General features: G+C 69.1%; 15 protein-coding genes. 12 read left to right on the forward strand and 3 right to left on the reverse strand.

From position 1 onward, the window contains the following. Positions 1-15 precede the first annotated feature (15 nt). Genes D7X32_RS03585 through D7X32_RS03610 form a run of 6 tightly spaced genes read left to right on the forward strand, consistent with a single transcriptional unit; the run spans position 16 to position 5,350 of the window. Positions 16-444: a RidA family protein gene (locus tag D7X32_RS03585; RefSeq protein ID WP_120601079.1), complete on the forward strand. Its 429-nt coding sequence runs from the start codon at positions 16-18 to the stop codon at positions 442-444. Position 445: 1 nt separating this feature from the next. After that, entirely contained in the window at positions 446-970 is a 525-nt protein-coding gene (gene nbaC, locus D7X32_RS03590; RefSeq protein WP_120601080.1) for a 3-hydroxyanthranilate 3,4-dioxygenase, read from the forward strand. Continuing rightward, positions 967-1,983: an amidohydrolase family protein gene (locus D7X32_RS03595; RefSeq protein ID WP_120601081.1), complete on the forward strand. Its 1,017-nt coding sequence runs from the start codon at positions 967-969 to the stop codon at positions 1,981-1,983. The genes nbaC and D7X32_RS03595 overlap by 4 nt, the downstream gene beginning before the upstream one ends. Continuing rightward, entirely contained in the window at positions 1,980-3,257 is a 1,278-nt protein-coding gene (kynU, locus tag D7X32_RS03600) for a kynureninase (RefSeq protein WP_120601082.1), read from the forward strand. The genes D7X32_RS03595 and kynU overlap by 4 nt, the downstream gene beginning before the upstream one ends. After that, positions 3,244-4,635 carry an FAD-dependent oxidoreductase gene (locus D7X32_RS03605; RefSeq protein ID WP_120601083.1) on the forward strand — a complete coding sequence of 464 codons (1,392 nt, stop codon included), beginning with the start codon at positions 3,244-3,246 and terminating at the stop codon, positions 4,633-4,635. Before kynU ends, D7X32_RS03605 begins: the two co-directional genes overlap by 14 nt. Continuing rightward, positions 4,625-5,350, forward strand: coding sequence for an SDR family oxidoreductase (locus tag D7X32_RS03610; RefSeq protein WP_244238827.1), 726 nt, complete (start codon positions 4,625-4,627; stop codon positions 5,348-5,350). The genes D7X32_RS03605 and D7X32_RS03610 overlap by 11 nt, the downstream gene beginning before the upstream one ends. 73 nt (positions 5,351-5,423) lie before the next feature. On the opposite strand, the gene D7X32_RS03615 is transcribed toward D7X32_RS03610, so the two are convergent. Beyond that, positions 5,424-5,948 (reverse strand): hypothetical protein, encoded by a 525-nt coding sequence (locus D7X32_RS03615; RefSeq protein ID WP_147450014.1) that lies wholly within the window; start codon positions 5,946-5,948, stop codon positions 5,424-5,426. Between the two features lie 844 nt (positions 5,949-6,792). On the opposite strand from D7X32_RS03615, the gene D7X32_RS03620 reads away from it, so the two are divergent. Next, complete coding sequence (locus D7X32_RS03620; protein ID WP_120601085.1) at positions 6,793-7,218, forward strand: hypothetical protein; 426 nt, start codon at positions 6,793-6,795, stop codon at positions 7,216-7,218. 7 nt (positions 7,219-7,225) lie between these two features. Here D7X32_RS03620 and D7X32_RS03625 read toward each other — a convergent pair whose 3' ends face one another. Continuing rightward, complete coding sequence (locus D7X32_RS03625) at positions 7,226-7,720, reverse strand: hypothetical protein (protein ID WP_147450015.1); 495 nt, start codon at positions 7,718-7,720, stop codon at positions 7,226-7,228. Positions 7,721-7,984: 264 nt separating this feature from the next. On the opposite strand from D7X32_RS03625, the gene D7X32_RS03630 reads away from it, so the two are divergent. Both D7X32_RS03630 and D7X32_RS03635 read left to right on the forward strand, forming a co-directional pair. Beyond that, positions 7,985-11,146: a TonB-dependent receptor gene (locus tag D7X32_RS03630; protein ID WP_208752307.1), complete on the forward strand. Its 3,162-nt coding sequence runs from the start codon at positions 7,985-7,987 to the stop codon at positions 11,144-11,146. Between the two features lie 41 nt (positions 11,147-11,187). Further along, positions 11,188-11,940 (forward strand): hypothetical protein, encoded by a 753-nt coding sequence (locus D7X32_RS03635; protein ID WP_244238828.1) that lies wholly within the window; start codon positions 11,188-11,190, stop codon positions 11,938-11,940. On the opposite strand, the gene D7X32_RS03640 is transcribed toward D7X32_RS03635, so the two are convergent. Next, the gene (locus D7X32_RS03640; protein ID WP_120601089.1) at positions 11,912-12,622 is read right to left on the reverse strand and encodes an HAD family hydrolase; all 711 of its coding nucleotides are present in this window, start codon (positions 12,620-12,622) and stop codon (positions 11,912-11,914) included. The genes D7X32_RS03635 and D7X32_RS03640 overlap by 29 nt on opposite strands. Before the next feature lie 209 nt (positions 12,623-12,831). Between D7X32_RS03640 and D7X32_RS03645 the strand changes: the two genes are divergently transcribed. The 3 genes from D7X32_RS03645 to D7X32_RS03655 all read left to right on the forward strand — a co-directional run bounded on the left by D7X32_RS03645 (position 12,832) and on the right by D7X32_RS03655 (position 15,398). After that, positions 12,832-14,475, forward strand: a complete 1,644-nt coding sequence (locus tag D7X32_RS03645; RefSeq protein WP_120601090.1) for a sigma 54-interacting transcriptional regulator — start codon at positions 12,832-12,834, stop codon at positions 14,473-14,475. Between the two features lie 26 nt (positions 14,476-14,501). Further along, entirely contained in the window at positions 14,502-14,873 is a 372-nt protein-coding gene (locus D7X32_RS03650) for a hypothetical protein (protein WP_167506430.1), read from the forward strand. A gap of 153 nt (positions 14,874-15,026) precedes the next feature. Further along, a complete protein-coding gene (locus tag D7X32_RS03655) occupies positions 15,027-15,398 on the forward strand; it encodes a hypothetical protein (protein WP_244238829.1) in 372 nt (123 codons plus the stop codon). Positions 15,399-15,403 lie beyond the last annotated feature (5 nt).

Here is a 15,403-nt window from a genome sequence, read left to right on the forward strand (position 1 = left end):
AGGAGTGACTTCCACGTGAGCGCTGGCGAGCGGATCGATTCGAAGAAGGCCCCGGAGCCGGTGGGGCTCTACCCCCACGCGCGCCGGGTGGGAAACCTCCTGTTCCTCTCCGGCGTGGGCCCGCGCGAGCGCGGCAGCAAGGCCATCCCGGGCGTGGAGCTGGACGCGGCGGGCAACATCGTCTCCTACGACATCGAGACGCAGTGCCACTCCGTGTTCCGCAACGTGCGCTACATCCTGGAGGACGCGGGCTCGTCGTGGGAGCGGCTGGTGGACGTGACGGTGTACCTCACGGACATGAAGCGGGACTTCCCCACGTACAACCGGCTGTGGGCGGAGTACTTCAAGGACAACCCTCCATGCCGCACCACGCTGGAGATCAACGCGCTGCCCACGCCCATCGCCATTGAACTGAAGTGCATCGCCACCATTGGAGACGCGTGACATGGGCCGACTGACCCCCATCAACTTCAAGAAGTGGATCGACGAGCACCGCCCCCTGCTCAAGCCCCCCGTGGGCAACCAGCAGGTGTGGGCGGACCGGGACTTCATGGTCACCGTGGTGGGCGGGCCCAACTCGCGCACGGACTTCCACGTCAACGAGGGCGAGGAGTTCTTCTACCAGCTGGAGGGCGACATCACCCTGCGCGTCATCGACGAGGGGCAGGTGCAGGACGTCCCCATCCGCGAGGGGGAAATCTTCCTGTTGCCCCCCAAGGTGCCGCACTCGCCGCAGCGGCCCGCAGGCACCATCGGGCTGGTGCTGGAGCGCCGCCGCCAGCCGCAGGAGCTGGATTCCTTCCTGTGGCTGTGCCCCAAGTGCGGCGAGAAGCTCTATGAGGAGTCGCTGCACGTCACCAACCTGGTGACGCAGCTGCCGCCGGTGTTCGAGCACTTCTACGGCAACCCCGAGCACTGCACCTGCAAGCAGTGCGGCACGAAGGTCACGCGGGGTGGTGCGCCCAAGTGAAGGTCGACATCCACACGCACCTCCTCCCCCCGGAGATGCCCCGCTTCGCCGAGCGCTTCGGCTACGGCGGCTTCATCACGTTGGACCACCACGCGCCCTGCCGCGCGCGGATGATGCGGGATGACGGGAAGTTCTTCCGCGAGATTGAAAGCAATTGCTGGGACCCGAAGCAGCGCGTCACGGAATGCGACGCACACGGCGTCCAGGTGCAGGTGCTGTCCACGGTGCCAGTGCTGTTCAGCTACTGGGCCAAGCCGCAGGACGGCCTGGAGGTGGCGCGCTTCCTCAACGACCACCTGGCCGGCGCGGTGGCGACCGCGCCCAAGCGACTGGTGGGCCTGGGCACGGTGCCGCTCCAATCCACCGACCTCGCGGTCAAGGAATTGGAGCGCTGCATCCGCACGCTGGGGTTCGCGGGCGTGCAGATTGGCAGCCACGTCAATGACTTGAACCTGTCCGACCCGGCCCTCTTCCCCTTCTTCCAGGCGGCGAGCGACCTGGGCGCGGCCGTCTTCGTGCACCCGTGGGACATGATGGGTGAGGCGAAGATGGCGAAGTACTGGCTGCCGTGGCTGGTGGGGATGCCGGCGGAGGTGTCGCTGGCCATCTGCTCGCTCATCTTCGGCGGGGTGATGGAGCGGCTGCCGAAGCTGCGGCTCGCGTTCGCGCACGGCGGCGGCGCGTTCCCCGGCACGCTGGGCCGCATCCAGCACGGCTTCGAGGTTCGCCCGGACCTGGTGGCCGTGGACAACAAGGTCGCGCCGCGCGACTACCTGGGACGGTTCTGGGTGGACTCGCTGGTGCACGACGCGGAGACGCTGCGCGCCATCGTGAAGCTGTTCGGGGCGGACAAGGTCGCGCTGGGCAGTGACTACCCCTTCCCGCTGGGCGAGGAGCGGCCCGGCACGCTCATTGAGTCGCTGACGGACCTGGCGCCTTCCGTGCGCGAGCGGCTGCTCTATCGCAACGCCCTGGAGTGGCTGGGGCGCTCGCACGAGGACTTCGCACCATGACGGCCCCTGTCTACGAGAACACCGATGTGTTCGCCTACGGCCTGGACGCAAAGGATCCGCTGAGGCCCCTGCGCGACGAGTTCCTCTTCCCCCCGGCCGCTTCCGGCGCGCCGACCATCTACCTGGCGGGCAATTCGCTGGGGCTGCAGCCGCGCAAGGCGCGCAAGTACGTGCAGATGGAGATGGAGGACTGGGAGCGGCTGGGCGTGGAAGGCCACATGCACGGCCGCCACCCGTGGCTGCCCTACCACGAGCTGCTCACCGAACAGGTGGCGCGGGTGGTGGGCGCGCAGCCGCTGGAAGTCGTGGTGATGAACACCCTGTCGGTGAACCTGCACCTGATGATGGTGTCGTTCTACCGGCCCACGCCCGAGCGCTTCAAAATCCTCATCGAGGGCGGCGCCTTCCCGTCGGACCAGTACGCGGTGGCGTCGCAGGCGCGCTTCCACGGCTACGACCCGAAGGAGGCCATCGTCCGGCTGATGCCTCGCGAGGGCGAGGACACGCTGCGCTCCGAGGACATCCTCGAAGCCATCGAGCGGCACGGGAAGGAGGTCGCGCTGGTGATGCTGGGCAGCGTGAACTACCTCACCGGGCAGGCCTTCGACCTGCGGGAGATCACGCGCGTGGCGCACGCGCAGGGCTGCAAGGTGGGCTTCGACCTGGCGCACGGGGCGGGCAACCTGAAGCTGTCGCTGCACGACGACGGGCCGGACTTCGCGGTGTGGTGTTCGTACAAGTACCTCAACGGCGGACCGGGCAGCCTGGGCGGCGTGTTCGTGCACGAGCGGCACGCGCGCTCGCCGGAGCTGCCGCGCTTCGAGGGCTGGTGGGGGCACAACAAGGCCACGCGCTTCGAGATGGGCCCCACGTTCGACCCGCTGCCGGGCGCGGAGGGGTGGCAGCTGTCCAACCCGCCCATCTTCCAACTGGCGGCGCTGCGTTCGTCCTTGGAGCTGTTCGACAAGGCGACCATGGCGGCCCTGCGCGCCAAGAGCGACCAGCTCACCGGCTTCCTGGAGTTCCTCCTGGATCGGCTGCCCGCGGGGTACGTGACCATCACCACGCCGCGCGACCTGAAGCAGCGCGGGGCGCAGCTGTCCCTGCGCTTCAAGGGCGAGCCGAAGCGGCTGCTGCACCGGCTGTCCTCGGCGGGAATCATCTGTGACTTCCGCGAGCCGGACATCATCCGCGCCGCGCCCGCGCCCCTCTACAACACGTACCTGGACGTCTTCCGCTTCGTGAAGGCGCTGGAAGCCCATGCCCTCGAATGAGTCGAAGCTGACGGTGGTGGGAGCGGGCCTCGTGGGTTCGCTCCTGTCGCTGTACCTGGCCCGCCGGGGCCACACGGTGGAGGTGCTGGAGCGCCGGGCGGACATGCGCCGCGAGACGTTGGATGCGGGGCGCTCCATCAACCTGGCCATCTCCACGCGCGGCCTGCACGCCCTGCGGCAGGTGGGCCTGGAGGAGGAGGCGCTGAAGCACGCCATCCCCATGCGCGGGCGGGTCATCCACCCGGTGAAGGGCGAGCTGGCCTTCCAGCCCTACGGGAAGGACGACTCGCAGCACATCAATTCGTTGTCCCGCGGCTGGTTGAACCAGTTCCTGATGACGCGCGCGGAGGAGACGGGCCGCGTGTCCATCCGCTTCCGCCAGCGGGTGACGCAGGCGGATCCGGCCGCGGGGACGCTCACGGTGCTGGACGAGGCCACGGGCGCGACGCGCGAGGTGCGCGACGCGGTGGTGTTCGGCACGGACGGCTCCGGTTCGGCGGTGCGGCAGGCGCTGCAATCGCAGACGGGGTTCCAGGCGGACTCGGAGACGCTGGGCCATGGCTACAAGGAGCTGACGATTCCGCCGGGCGAGGGCGGGCGCTTCCAGATGGAGAAGCACGCGCTGCACATCTGGCCGCGTGGGACGTACATGCTCATCGCGCTGCCCAACGAGGACGGCAGCTTCACCTGCACGCTGTTCCTGCCGTGGGAGGGGCCGGTGAGCTTCGCGTCGCTCCAGACGCCTGGGGCGCTGGAGGCGTTCTTCCAGGAGCAGTTCCCGGACGCGAAGGCGCTGATTCCGGGGCTGGTGGAGGAGTTCTTCTCCCGGCCCACCGGGCACATGGTGACGGTGAAGTGCGCGCCGTGGCACGCGGGAGGAAGCACGCTGCTGTTGGGCGACGCGGCGCACGCGATGGTCCCCTTCTACGGGCAGGGGATGAACTGCGGCTTCGAGGACTGCGTGGTGCTGGACGCGCTGCTGGAGCGGCAGCCGGACTTTGGAAAGGCGTTCAGCGAGTTCGAGCGGCTGCGCAAGACGAACGCGGACGCCATCGCGGACATGGCGGTGGAGAACTTCATCGAGATGCGCGACAGCACGGCGGATCCGCGCTTCCTGTTGGAGAAGGGCGTGGAGAAGGTGCTGCTCAACGCCTTCCCGGGCGAGTTCGTCAGCCGCTACTCGCTGGTGAGCTTCAGCCGCGTGCCCTACCGGCTGGCGTACGGCGTGGGCACCCTCGCGGGCGGAATCGTGTCGGAGCTGGCGAAGGACTTGAAGCGGCCCGAGGACGTGGACCTGGACCGGGCGGCGAAGCTGATTCGCGGCCGGCTGACCCCTTTCATGGAGGAGCACGCGGATGGATTTCGGCTTGAAGGGTAGGCGGGCGCTGGTGACGGGCGCGTCGTCGGGGCTGGGGCGCGCCATCGCGGACACGCTGGTGAAGGAGCGCGCGACGGTGGCGGTGTCCTCGCGAGGCGGGGAGAAGCTCCAGAAGGCGGCGAAGGAGCTGGGCGCGGCGCTGGCGGTGCCATGTGATTTGACGCAACCCGGAGCCGCGCGCGGACTGGTGCGCGAGGTGACCCAGAAGCTGGGCGGCCTGGACGTGCTGGTGGTGAACGCGGGCGGCCCGCCGTCCGGTGGCTTCGAGGCCATTACGGTGGAGCAATGGCAGACAGGGTTCCAGAGCCTGTGGCTGGCCACGGTGGATGCGATTCAAGAAGCGCTGCCCGGCATGAAGGCGCAGGGCTGGGGCCGCATCGTGCTGGTGACGTCCACGGCGGCGCGCGAGGCGCTGAGCAACCTCACGGTGTCCAACGGCCTGCGCGCGGGCTTGCTGGGCCTGGTGAAGAGCCTGAGCAATGAGGTGGCGCCGTACGGCATCACGGTGAACGCGGCGCTGCCGGGCTACCACGCGACGGACCGGATGAAGGACCTGGGCCTGTCCGACGAGAAGGTGGCGCCAAACATCCCCGCGCGGCGGCTGGGGAGGCCGGAGGAGTTCGCGGCGCTGGTGACGTTCCTGGCGTCGGAGCCGGCCGCGTACATCAGCGGCCAGTCCATTGCCTGTGATGGTGGGGCGCTGAAGGGGTTCTGAGGCGTCGGACGAACGGCGTCAGGAAGAGCACGGGCGCGAGGCCGCCCGTGCTCCGCGCCCCGTTGGCAGCCCCTCAGAGCCCGAGGACGGTGAGGGTCGAGAGCCCGGACACGTCCGTGACGCCTCGCGTGGTCTCACAGCCGAGCAGGTTCGACTGGAGGAGCGTCACCGTGTGCACGACCTCCTGTCCCAGGAACAGGCCCTCCGTGACCTTCCCGGTCACCGTCGAGACTACCAGCCCCTGGGGACGCGCCGTGGTCACCTGGGCGTTGGCCACCGTGCTCGTCTGCCCGTTGCCCCACTTCACCTTGAAGCCGCCGGTGATGCTGCTCGCCGTGCACGCCACGTTGCCCTTCGCCGTGTAGTCGAACTCCGCCGAGCCGATGTCCGCGGGGATGCCCGAACACAGCGCGAACAACCCCTGGCTCGTCACCGTCGTCGGCTTCGATTGGAGCGTCATGCCCGGCTCATAGTGCGCCTTGGTGACGCCCAACGGGCACGTCAACACCGTGGGCGCCGCATGCGCCCCCGTCGCCGTGAGGGCCGCCACCATTCCGACAAGGACCGCCGCTACCTGAAACCCTTGATGGATCCGCATCGCTGTTCTCCTCAGGTTGGTGCCGCGACATCGCGGCCCTCTGGAGATGTGACCCGCACTGGCCCCTGCTCCATCGCGCGCGGGGGAAGGGCTCCCGGCCCTTGAGGGCATGAGGAAGTCAGGTGCATGCCTCCGTGGGCGATGCGTCGCCTGTGAGGGTGGAGCTTTGAGAGGGTTTGAAGTGACGTCAGTGCCCTTCCGGGGGGAAGGGCATGGACGCGACGACGCGGGCGGTAGGCCTGGGACTGACGTGGCTGCTGACCGGCTGCGCGACGGGTGCAGGGACCGTGGTGGAGGGGAGCCTTCAGCCCCGGCACTTCCGGTTCGTCGCGGTCGTGGAGCAGGCAGGCCCGGGGCCTGGAGGCTGGCGAGAGGCGTGCCTCCATGTTCCTCTACGGCGTGACTCAGGGGAGGTCTTCAGATGCACATTGGGTGTCGGAATGCCTGTGCAATCCACACGTCTTGGCGACATCCCGCTTGAACTGGCCCAGCGCATCTCGTCGGACTGCGCGAACCTGGCAGCCCAGACGGTATTCAGTTCGACTACTCCGGTCACGGCGCTTGGAATGGCCTGCACCGAGTTCAGGAATGCCTTCTCGCTTGCGCTCGGAGGAGCTGTCGAAGGATCGCGAGTGAATCAGCTGTGCCATGCGGAAACCACGCCTGTTCGCCCTCGGTTCCAGAAGCCATGACACCTTCGGCTGAAGAATTGTTCGCGGTCGCTCGCCTCTATTGGGGTGCCGACCAGGCCTATGTCTTCCGTCAGGAGCCAGGCCCCGAGGATCTTCGCTACCAGGCCCTCTGGGAGGAGAAAAATGCGGAGAGGCCCCGCTGGGGGGCCTTTGTGAAGTCGCTTCGAGAAGCGCTTCCCAGCTGCGATGCCTGGGACTACACGCCGCCCCTGGCGAATCCCAGCTTCGGCGCGCTGGTCTACCCTCACTACGAGAAGATCATGCACCGTCCCCAGAAGGTATGGGTGGTCGCCGGGTATCTCAGCATCCTGGCTCCGGTCTATACGGTGCACTGCGTCCGCAAGGAGTACCTGGGAAATCAGCTCCGAAGCGCGAAGGTCTTCCTCGGCCCCGTCCCGCTCGAACTGCGAGACATCGCGGACACGGTCGCCCAGCACATCGAAGCGGACTTCGGCGCCACCGCGTTGCCCCTTGAAGTCGCGCAGACGCCCGTCCCCCTCTACGTCAACTTCATGAAGCCGCCGGAGACCACGCTCTTCCACGCGCTCTTCACCTCGGAGCCCGGGAACATCTTCTGAGCCCGGCTCAGTGTCCCAGAACCAGGAAGAGCACGAACGCGAAGACGGCCGTGCCCGCGAGCACTCCCTGAACGGCCACCGGCTTCAACCCCTTCACCATCCCGAGCGCCCCCAGCACCGCGGACCACACCAGCATCCCCAGCGGCATTCCGGCCACGATGGCCGCAGGCACATAGAAGATGATGAGCGCACAGCCGCCTTTGCCGCAGTGCTCCGGCGTGGAGAAGTAGGAGAAGACCTCCGTCACCGCCCAGGCGGCCGTGAGCAGCCCTCCAAGGATCGAGCCGCCCCACCAGGCTCCGCTGGAGCGCTCGAAGTAACCCATGCGCCGCCAGTGCGCCGCCCGCTGGCGGACCGCGATCAGCAGCCCCAGCAGGACCCCTGCCGGCAACAACGCCAGCACGAACGCGCCGCCTGTTCCGCGCAGCCCCGCCAGGGCGCACGCCATGAGGGCCACAGCGCAGGAGAGCAGGGCCGCGAAGAGCATGAGTCGTGAGTTCATGAGGGTCGATTGACGCGGGGGTGGCAGCCGCGTCCCTCCCGTGAGTTATCGAGCCGCCCCCCGGCAAGGGCCAAGGCTCCCCCCTTCTCCACGTGCCGACACAGTCTGCTGACGCAGCGGGTCGGGCATTTTCCGTCCTGACAGCAAAGTCTTTTTGATAGGGGCTGGTGGATTTCTCACGTTTTTGCGACAGAGTTCGCCGCCTTCGCCGGGAGGGGCGCAGACGTGCTCAGACGAATCCGTTTCATCCGTGGGCTGTGGCTCATGGTCGTGTTGTGGGGAGCCGGGGCCTGGGCCCAGGGCAACTCGGTCATCACCGGGACGCTGGTCAACGCGGATGGCCGCCAGCCGCTGGAGAACGTGGTCGTCACAGCCACGTCCCCCCAGCTGCAGGGCGAACGCACCGTCCTCACCGACAAGAGCGGCCTGTTCCGCATCCCCCAGCTCCCGCCGGGCACGTACACCTTGCGCTTCGAGACCCAGGGCTTCCGTCCCTTTGCCCGCGACGGCATCCTGCTTCGCATCGACCGCACCGTCCGCCTCAACGCGGAGCTGCTACCTGAGGCCCTGACCTCCTACGACGTGGTCTACGCAACACCGCCCACCCTGGACGTGGGCTCCAGCGCCGCGGGCGTCACCGTGGACCAGGACTTCATCCGCAACATCGCCGTCATCCGCCCCGGCACCAAGGGCTCCGCGTCCCGCTCCTTTGAAGGCCTGGCCGAACTGGCCCCCGGCGCCACCGAGGACCGCTACGGCGTGAGCATCAGCGGCAGCTCGTCCCCTGAAAGCCAGTACGTGGTGGACGGCCTGTCCGTGAACGACCCCGGCGTGGGCACGCTGGGCACGCCCCTGTCCGTGGAGTTCGTGAAGGAGGTCAACATCATCACCGGCGGCTACATGCCGGAGTACGGCCGCTCCACCGGCGGCGTGCTCAACGTCGTCACCAAGTCCGGCTCCAACGAGTTCCACGGCTCCGTGTTCGCGAACTACGCGCCCGGCGCGCTCCAGACGTCCGGCAAGGAAGTCCTCCGCCAGGGCAGCGTCATCTCCGCGCAGGGCAGCGCCCACAACCTGGGCGACTTCGGCTTCGACCTGGGCGGCCCCCTCCTCAAGGACAAGCTCTGGTTCTACGTGGGCGTCGCGCCGTCCTTCAATCGCATCCAGGTGGACCGCCAGCTCAACAGCTACGAGGTGTGCACGGAGGTGGACAGCAACGGCTGCGACAAGGTGAACACCCCTCGCAAGGACCTTTCCACCGGCTTCTCCCAGGCGACGCCCATCGAAGGCAGCCGCACCAGCCGCTTCGCCGACGAGCGCAGCGTGCAGTACCTGGGCAAGCTCACCTACAACTTCAACCCGGACCACAGCCTCTCCCTCTCCGTCTTCGGCACGCCACGCTCCTCCGGTGGCAGCGGCAAGTACGCCTTCAGCGACGACGGAGAGCCGGAGGTGTGCACCAGCCTGTCCTGCACCGCCTTCGTGCAGGGCGCGTATGAATCCATCGCCACCCGGCGCAGCAACAGCGCCATGGACATCGTGGCGAAGCAGGCGTCGTCCTTCTTCGACAAGAAGCTGCTCGTGGACGCGACGCTCGGCTGGCACCACCAGGCGGACTCCACCCTCCCGTCGGACGGCTCGGGCCTGGGCTCCGGGGAGGGCCTGTCCGCGAAGTCCAACATCGCCTGGCGCCGCACCCGCAACCCGGGGCCGCACACCATCAACGAGTTCGAGACGCTCCCCAACGCGGACGACTGTGGCAGCACGCCCGCGGAGCAGCAGCTGCGCTGTCCCGTGACGGCCTATTCCACCGGCGGCCCCGGCACCATCAGCATCCAGCGGCTGGACCGCGTGCAGGGCAAGGTGATGGGCACCTACCTGCTGGAGGCCCTGGGCCACCACATCCTCAAGGCGGGCGCGGACATCGAGCGGATGAGCTTCTACAACAACCGCGCGCGCACCGGCCTGACGCCCTGGCAGGAGTGCACCGGCGGCGACTGCTTCTTCAGCCTCAACCAGTACGGCTACCTGGACGGCCCGGACCAGCCGGTGTTCCTGGCCAGCAAGGAGGGCACCTCCACGTCCACCACCGTGGGCGGCTTCCTCCAGGACAGCTGGTCCGTGATGGACAAGGTCACCGTCAACGTGGGCCTGCGCTACGACGTGCAGACCATCTACGGCCTGGACGGCGAAGTGGGCCTGCACCTGCCCAACCAGTGGTCCCCGCGCCTGGGCGTCATCTACGACCCGACGCAGAGCGGCCGCGCCAAGCTCTTCGCCAACTACGCGCGCTTCTTCGAGAACGTCCCCCTGGACATGGCGGACCTGTCCTTCCCGCAGCAGCAGCTCCTGTCCGCCACCTACGACGCGCCCCCGTGCAATCCCTCACGCGAAGGGTCGCTGCTGGTGGACTGCACCGCGGACGCGAACCGTCAGCCCATTGGCAACCGGGAGAGCCCCAACCAGCTGTGGGACGCGCAGGGCGGCGACCGCGTGCCGGTGGACCCCAAGATTCGCGCCCAGTCCGCGGACGAGTTCGTGGTGGGCGGTGAGTACGAGCTCTTCACCGCGAGCCGCTTGGGCGCCACGTACACCCGGCGCTACCTCAACGACGTCATCGAGGACATGAGCCGCGACGACGGCAGCACCTTCTTCCTGGGCAACCCGGGCAAGGGCTACTCCACGGACTTCCCGCTGGCGAAGCGCGAGTACGACGCGGTCAACCTCTACTTCCAGCGCGCCTTCACCAACGGGTGGCTGGCCCAGGCCAGCTACACCTGGTCCACCCTGCGCGGGAACTACTCCGGCCTGTTCCGCGCGGACACCGGCCAGCTGTCCCCCAACCTCACGCGCGACTTCGACCTGGTGTCGCTCACCATCAACCGCGAAGGCCAGCTGCCCGGGGACCGCACGCACGCGTTCAAGGTGTTCGCCGCGAAGGAGCTGGTGCTGGGCCCGCGCACCAGCATCAACGTGGGCGGCAACTACCGGGCGCGCTCCGGCACGCCGCTCAACTACCTGGGCGCGCACCCGCGCCGCAGCGGTTCGGAGACGTTCATCCTGCCGCGCGGCAGCGCGGGCCGGCTGCCCTGGGTGCACGGCGTGGACGGACACGTGGGCGTCAACCAGCGGCTGGTGAAGGACTACGTCCTCACGGTGTCCCTGGACGTGTTCAACCTCTTCAACTTCCAGCAGTACACGGACGTGGACCAGACCTTCACCACCACGCGCGTGTACGCCATCGAGCAGGGCGGCAAGCCGGACGACCTCACCGCCTGCCTCACCCAGAACAACCCCAACTGCAAGGTCATCTCCACCGCCACGGGGCTGCCCATCGGCGTGCAGGACATCAACCCCAACTTCAAGCGGCCCACCGCCTACCAGGCCCCGCGCTCCATCCGTCTGGGCGCGAAGCTCACCTTCTAGGCCCAACGCCCATGAGAACTCCCGCGATGAAGCTTCGTTGGATGGCAATCAGTGCAGGAATCGCAGCCGCGGCCGTCGCCGTGGGCGCGTGCGGCAGCGAACCGGAGGCCGAGTGCGTGGTGGCGCGCGCCGTGTCGGACGGCTCCACCGGCTCGTTCGCCGCGACGTACCAGCTCAAGCCCGGGCAGAATCCGGACGGCGTCTGCGCGCGGCTCAAGCCGGAGTCGCTGGGCCTGCAGAAGTTCTTCAGCCAGGACCCGGCCGCGCCCGACACCGTGGGCGTGCGCAGCGCGCGGCTGGGCAAGCTGCTGGAGGACTTCGCGTCCCGGCTTTCGGAGGACTCGAAGGCGTCCGCCACGGCGGTGGGGCCGCTCGCTTCCGCGACGCCGGGAGCGGACCACTTCTGCTCGGTGCCGGAGTTGACGCCCACGCGGCTGGACGTGGCCGCGTCCGTGGCGCCCGACGGCGGCGCGCTGCCCGCGCAGGACTACGGCTACGCGTGGAGCAACCTGCGCATCTACAACACGCCGGAGATTCCGGGCACGCAGTTCACCGCGGACCTCGTCTACACGGAGAACGGCTGCACCGCCGAGTACACCGTGAAGGGCATCTGGCCGGTGGTGAAGTGCCAGAACAGCAAGACGAAGCTGCCGGACGAAACGCTGTGCGACCCGTACGCGGACTACGACGCGGGACGGCTGCGCGGCTCCGGCATCAACCCGCTGTTCCCCGTGAAGTGCGACCCGGACGCGTTCATCTGCGTGCTCACGGGTGAGGTGCCATCAGCCCCGTGAGACCGTGGCTTCCGGGGCGCAGCGCCTGCGGCAGGTCCCGGAAGTCCCTCACCAGCCAGTCCGGCCGCTCGCGCACCAGGACCTCGCGCGGGAAGGACGTGGCGACGGCGACACACGCCGCGCCCGCCGCCCGCGCGGCCCTCAGGCCCGCCACCGCGTCCTCGAACACCACGCACGCGTGGGGTGAGACGCCCAGCGCGGCGGCGGCCTTGAGGTACACCTCTGGATCCGGCTTGCCCCGGACGACGTCCGTGGAGGTCACCCGCACGGGGAAGAGGTGCTGCAGCCCCACGCGATCCAGGGCGCGCTCCGCGTTCTGTGCCAGGGCGCTCGTGCCCAGGGCCCAGGGCACCCCTGCCTGCTTCAGGGCCATGAGGTAGGCCCCCACGCCGGGAACAGCGAACACCGGCTCGTGGTCGAGCAGCCGGTGGAAGGCCTGCTCCCGGTCGTCCGTGAGCGCGGCCACCTGTTCGTCGTCCAGCTCCGCGCCGAACCACGCACGCAGCGTCTCTCCGGCCCGCCGGCCGTTGGTGGCGAGCAGCTCCTCCCGCGTGGGCACGTAGCCGCGCTCCCGGGCGAACTCCTCCCAGACGCGGTAGTGCAGTTCGGTCGTGTCGATGACGACGCCGTCCAGGTCGAAGAGAACGGCGTCAAAAGTGATGTTCGAGGTCGATGGAGACATGGAGGTCGGGCTCTCTCGAAGATCCACACGGCACGCGTCCCAAACCTATTCACGGGGTGGGTTCCGGGCGTGGCTTCCACCCCCACCGCCTGTGCCGACCGTGCGACCAGCCAGGGGGACGGTTTCCGGCCGGGGCGCTAGAAGTGGGAAGGAAAGCCGCCTGCCAGGCCCAGGGGCAGCCAGCCCGTTGTAGGCTTCCAGGGAGATCCATGCCGCCCAAGAACCCCACGGATTTCTCCACGACCGCCGTCCGCACGCACGGCACGCCCTCGCAGGCCACCCAGGTGGTGCCGGCGCTGACGATCATTGGCCACGCCCAGCCCCAACGCATCGGGGAGCGGCTGCTGCTGGAGGGGCTGCTCTCCGGCGAGCGCGCGGTGGCGCTGTCCCGCAACGCGCCGGACTTCCACCGCCCGGGCGGCGTGCTGGCGCTGCCCCTGGGTGACCCGTTCCTCAGCCGCACGCCGGTGCGCTTCGAGGCCAGCGACCGGGGGGGCGTGCGGCTGCTGGTGCCGGAGGGCGGAACCCCGGTGTGGGTGGGCAGCGAGCCGGTGCGCGGCGGGCGCGAGTTCCCCGCCGAGGCCCTGGTGGCCGGCGTGCCCCTGGTGCTCGCCGGGCGCGTGGCGCTGCTGCTGCATCAGGCCACCGTGCGCGGCACCCATGCGCCGGCCGGGCCCGCGGTGCTGGGCATGGTGGGCGACAGCGAGGGCATCCTCCGCGTGCGCGAGGACGTGCTGCGCGTGGCAGACCTCCTGGTCCCCGTGCTGGTGCGGGGCGAGACGGGCACGGGCAAGGAGCTGGTGGCACGCGCGCTCCATGAGCGGAGCCCCCGGCGCGCCGGCCCCTTCGTCAGCGTCAACCTGGGCGCCCTGTCGAAGGACCTCATCGCCGCGGAGCTGTTCGGCGCCCTGCGGGGTGCGTTCACCGGCGCCGCGCGCGACCGGGAGGGCTTCTTCCGCGCGGCCCACGGCGGGACGCTCTTCCTGGACGAGGTGGCGGAGGCGCCCCCGGAGGTCCAGGCGGCGCTGCTGCGCGTGCTGGAGACGAGCGAGGTCTACCCCGTGGGTGGGCAGACCCCCGTGCGCGTGGACGTGCGGCTCGTCACCGCCACGGACGCGGACCTGGAGGCGCGCATCCGCGACGGCCACTTCAAGGCCCCGCTGCTGCACCGCCTGGCCGGCTTTGAAATCACCGTGCCGCCGCTGCGCGAGCGCCGTGAGGACATCGCGCCGCTGTTCCTCCACTTCGCGCGCCAGGAGCTGGAGTCCACGGGCGAGGCGGGGCGGCTCAACTCCTCGGACGCGCGCGCCGAGCCGTGGTTGCCCGCGGCGCTCGCCGCGCGGTTGGTGCGCTCCGCGTGGCCCGGCAATGTGCGCCAGCTGCGCAACGTCGCGCGGCAGCTCGTCATTGGAAGCCGGGGGCTGCCCGGGCTGCGCGTGGACGCCCGGCTGGAGCAGTCGCTGGACGCCGACGCGCTTCCCATCCCTGGACAGCCGCTGAGCGCGCAGGCGCCCTCCCCTGTTTCAGAGGACACGCCAGCGCCCTCGGAGACGCGTGCGCCCGCGCGGCGCAAGCCGTCGGAGGTGAGCGAGCAGGAGGTGCTGGAGGCCCTGCGCGCCTGCGCCTGGGACTTGAAGGCCACGGCGGACTGGCTGGGCATCCCGCGCTCCTCCGTGTACGTGCTCATCGACAAGAGCTCACTCCTGCGCACCGCGCGCGACCTGAGCCCGGAGGAGATCACCCGCTGCTTCCATGAGTGCGAGGGTGACCTGGACCGCATGGTGCAGAAGCTGGAGGTCTCCCGCCGCGCGCTCCAGCGCCGCGTGCGCGAGCTGGGGCTGGAAGGCAGCTGAGCCGGCGCGCTGGTACGGCGTCTGCAATGCCTACCGGCACCATGGCCAACAACATCCTCATCGATGTCTCCACGACCCCCGTCACCTACATCCCCAGCCCCGATGTGAAGCACGGCGACACGGTGGTCTTCACCTTGGGCAACGCCCTCACCGCCACCGCCACCATCACGTTCCCCGAAGGCACCTGCCTCACCACCTCCGGCCCGTACACCCTGGGAGGCCCCACCATGTCGACGGCGCCCCTGGTCGTCTCGCTGACGGCGCTGCAGCGGGTCTATCCCTTCGACGTGGACATCAACAACGGCCAGGAGTCCCAGGCCCGCAAGGGCCACGAGTGGGACCGGAAGAATGGCGGCATCGACGTGACCAGCGACCCGCCGAAGGAGGTCCGCCGGTAGGCCGTCAGCGCGGCGGCGGACGCGTCAGCCCCGGAACGTGACGTGTCATTGACGCGTCCGGGAGCGCGTGTCCCCTGCCGCGGCCGTGAAACATCCGAGGGGCGCGTTTGACACATGCGTGTTGGTACAGGTGCTGCAATGCTGTGCGGACCTATGGCCACCATCACAGTCGACCTCTCCACAGTTCCCATCAGCTACAGCCCCGGCCCGGAAGTGAAGCACGGGGACAAGGTTGTCTTCTCGATGGGCAGCTACCCTTCCGCCTACACCGCCGTCGTCACGTTCCCGGACGGAACCTGCCTCACCACGGTCGGCCCGTACACGCTCGGGGGCGGCACGCTGACGACCCAACAGCTGACCGTCTCGAACCTGGCGCCGAAGAAGATCTACGGCTTCGACGCGGTCATCGACGATGGGACGCGCGAGCGGGGCACCAACCCCCGTGGTCCGGAGGAGCGCGACCGGAAGAACGGCGGCATCGACGTGACCAGCGATCCGCCGGAGGACCCCGCCCCCAACAAGTAAGGACG

Source organism: Corallococcus carmarthensis (assembly GCF_003611695.1).
GTDB lineage: Bacteria > Myxococcota > Myxococcia > Myxococcales > Myxococcaceae > Corallococcus > Corallococcus carmarthensis.

Excerpts from the sequence above, each read along its gene's own strand:
- kynU (WP_120601082.1), top strand. The coding sequence starts at position 1,980 with ATGACGGCCCCTGTCTACGAGAACACCGATGTGTTCGCCTACGGCCTG.
- D7X32_RS03605 (WP_120601083.1), top strand. The coding sequence starts at position 3,244 with ATGCCCTCGAATGAGTCGAAGCTGACGGTGGTGGGAGCGGGCCTCGTG.
- D7X32_RS03655 (WP_244238829.1), top strand. The coding sequence starts at position 15,027 with ATGGCCACCATCACAGTCGACCTCTCCACAGTTCCCATCAGCTACAGC.
- D7X32_RS03615 (WP_147450014.1), bottom strand. The coding sequence starts at position 5,948 with ATGCGGATCCATCAAGGGTTTCAGGTAGCGGCGGTCCTTGTCGGAATG.
- D7X32_RS03640 (WP_120601089.1), bottom strand. The coding sequence starts at position 12,622 with ATGTCTCCATCGACCTCGAACATCACTTTTGACGCCGTTCTCTTCGAC.
- D7X32_RS03650 (WP_167506430.1), top strand. The coding sequence starts at position 14,502 with ATGCCTACCGGCACCATGGCCAACAACATCCTCATCGATGTCTCCACG.
- D7X32_RS03635 (WP_244238828.1), top strand. The coding sequence starts at position 11,188 with ATGGCAATCAGTGCAGGAATCGCAGCCGCGGCCGTCGCCGTGGGCGCG.
- D7X32_RS03630 (WP_208752307.1), top strand. The coding sequence starts at position 7,985 with ATGGTCGTGTTGTGGGGAGCCGGGGCCTGGGCCCAGGGCAACTCGGTC.
- D7X32_RS03625 (WP_147450015.1), bottom strand. The coding sequence starts at position 7,720 with ATGAACTCACGACTCATGCTCTTCGCGGCCCTGCTCTCCTGCGCTGTG.
- nbaC (WP_120601080.1), top strand. The coding sequence starts at position 446 with ATGGGCCGACTGACCCCCATCAACTTCAAGAAGTGGATCGACGAGCAC.
- D7X32_RS03645 (WP_120601090.1), top strand. The coding sequence starts at position 12,832 with ATGCCGCCCAAGAACCCCACGGATTTCTCCACGACCGCCGTCCGCACG.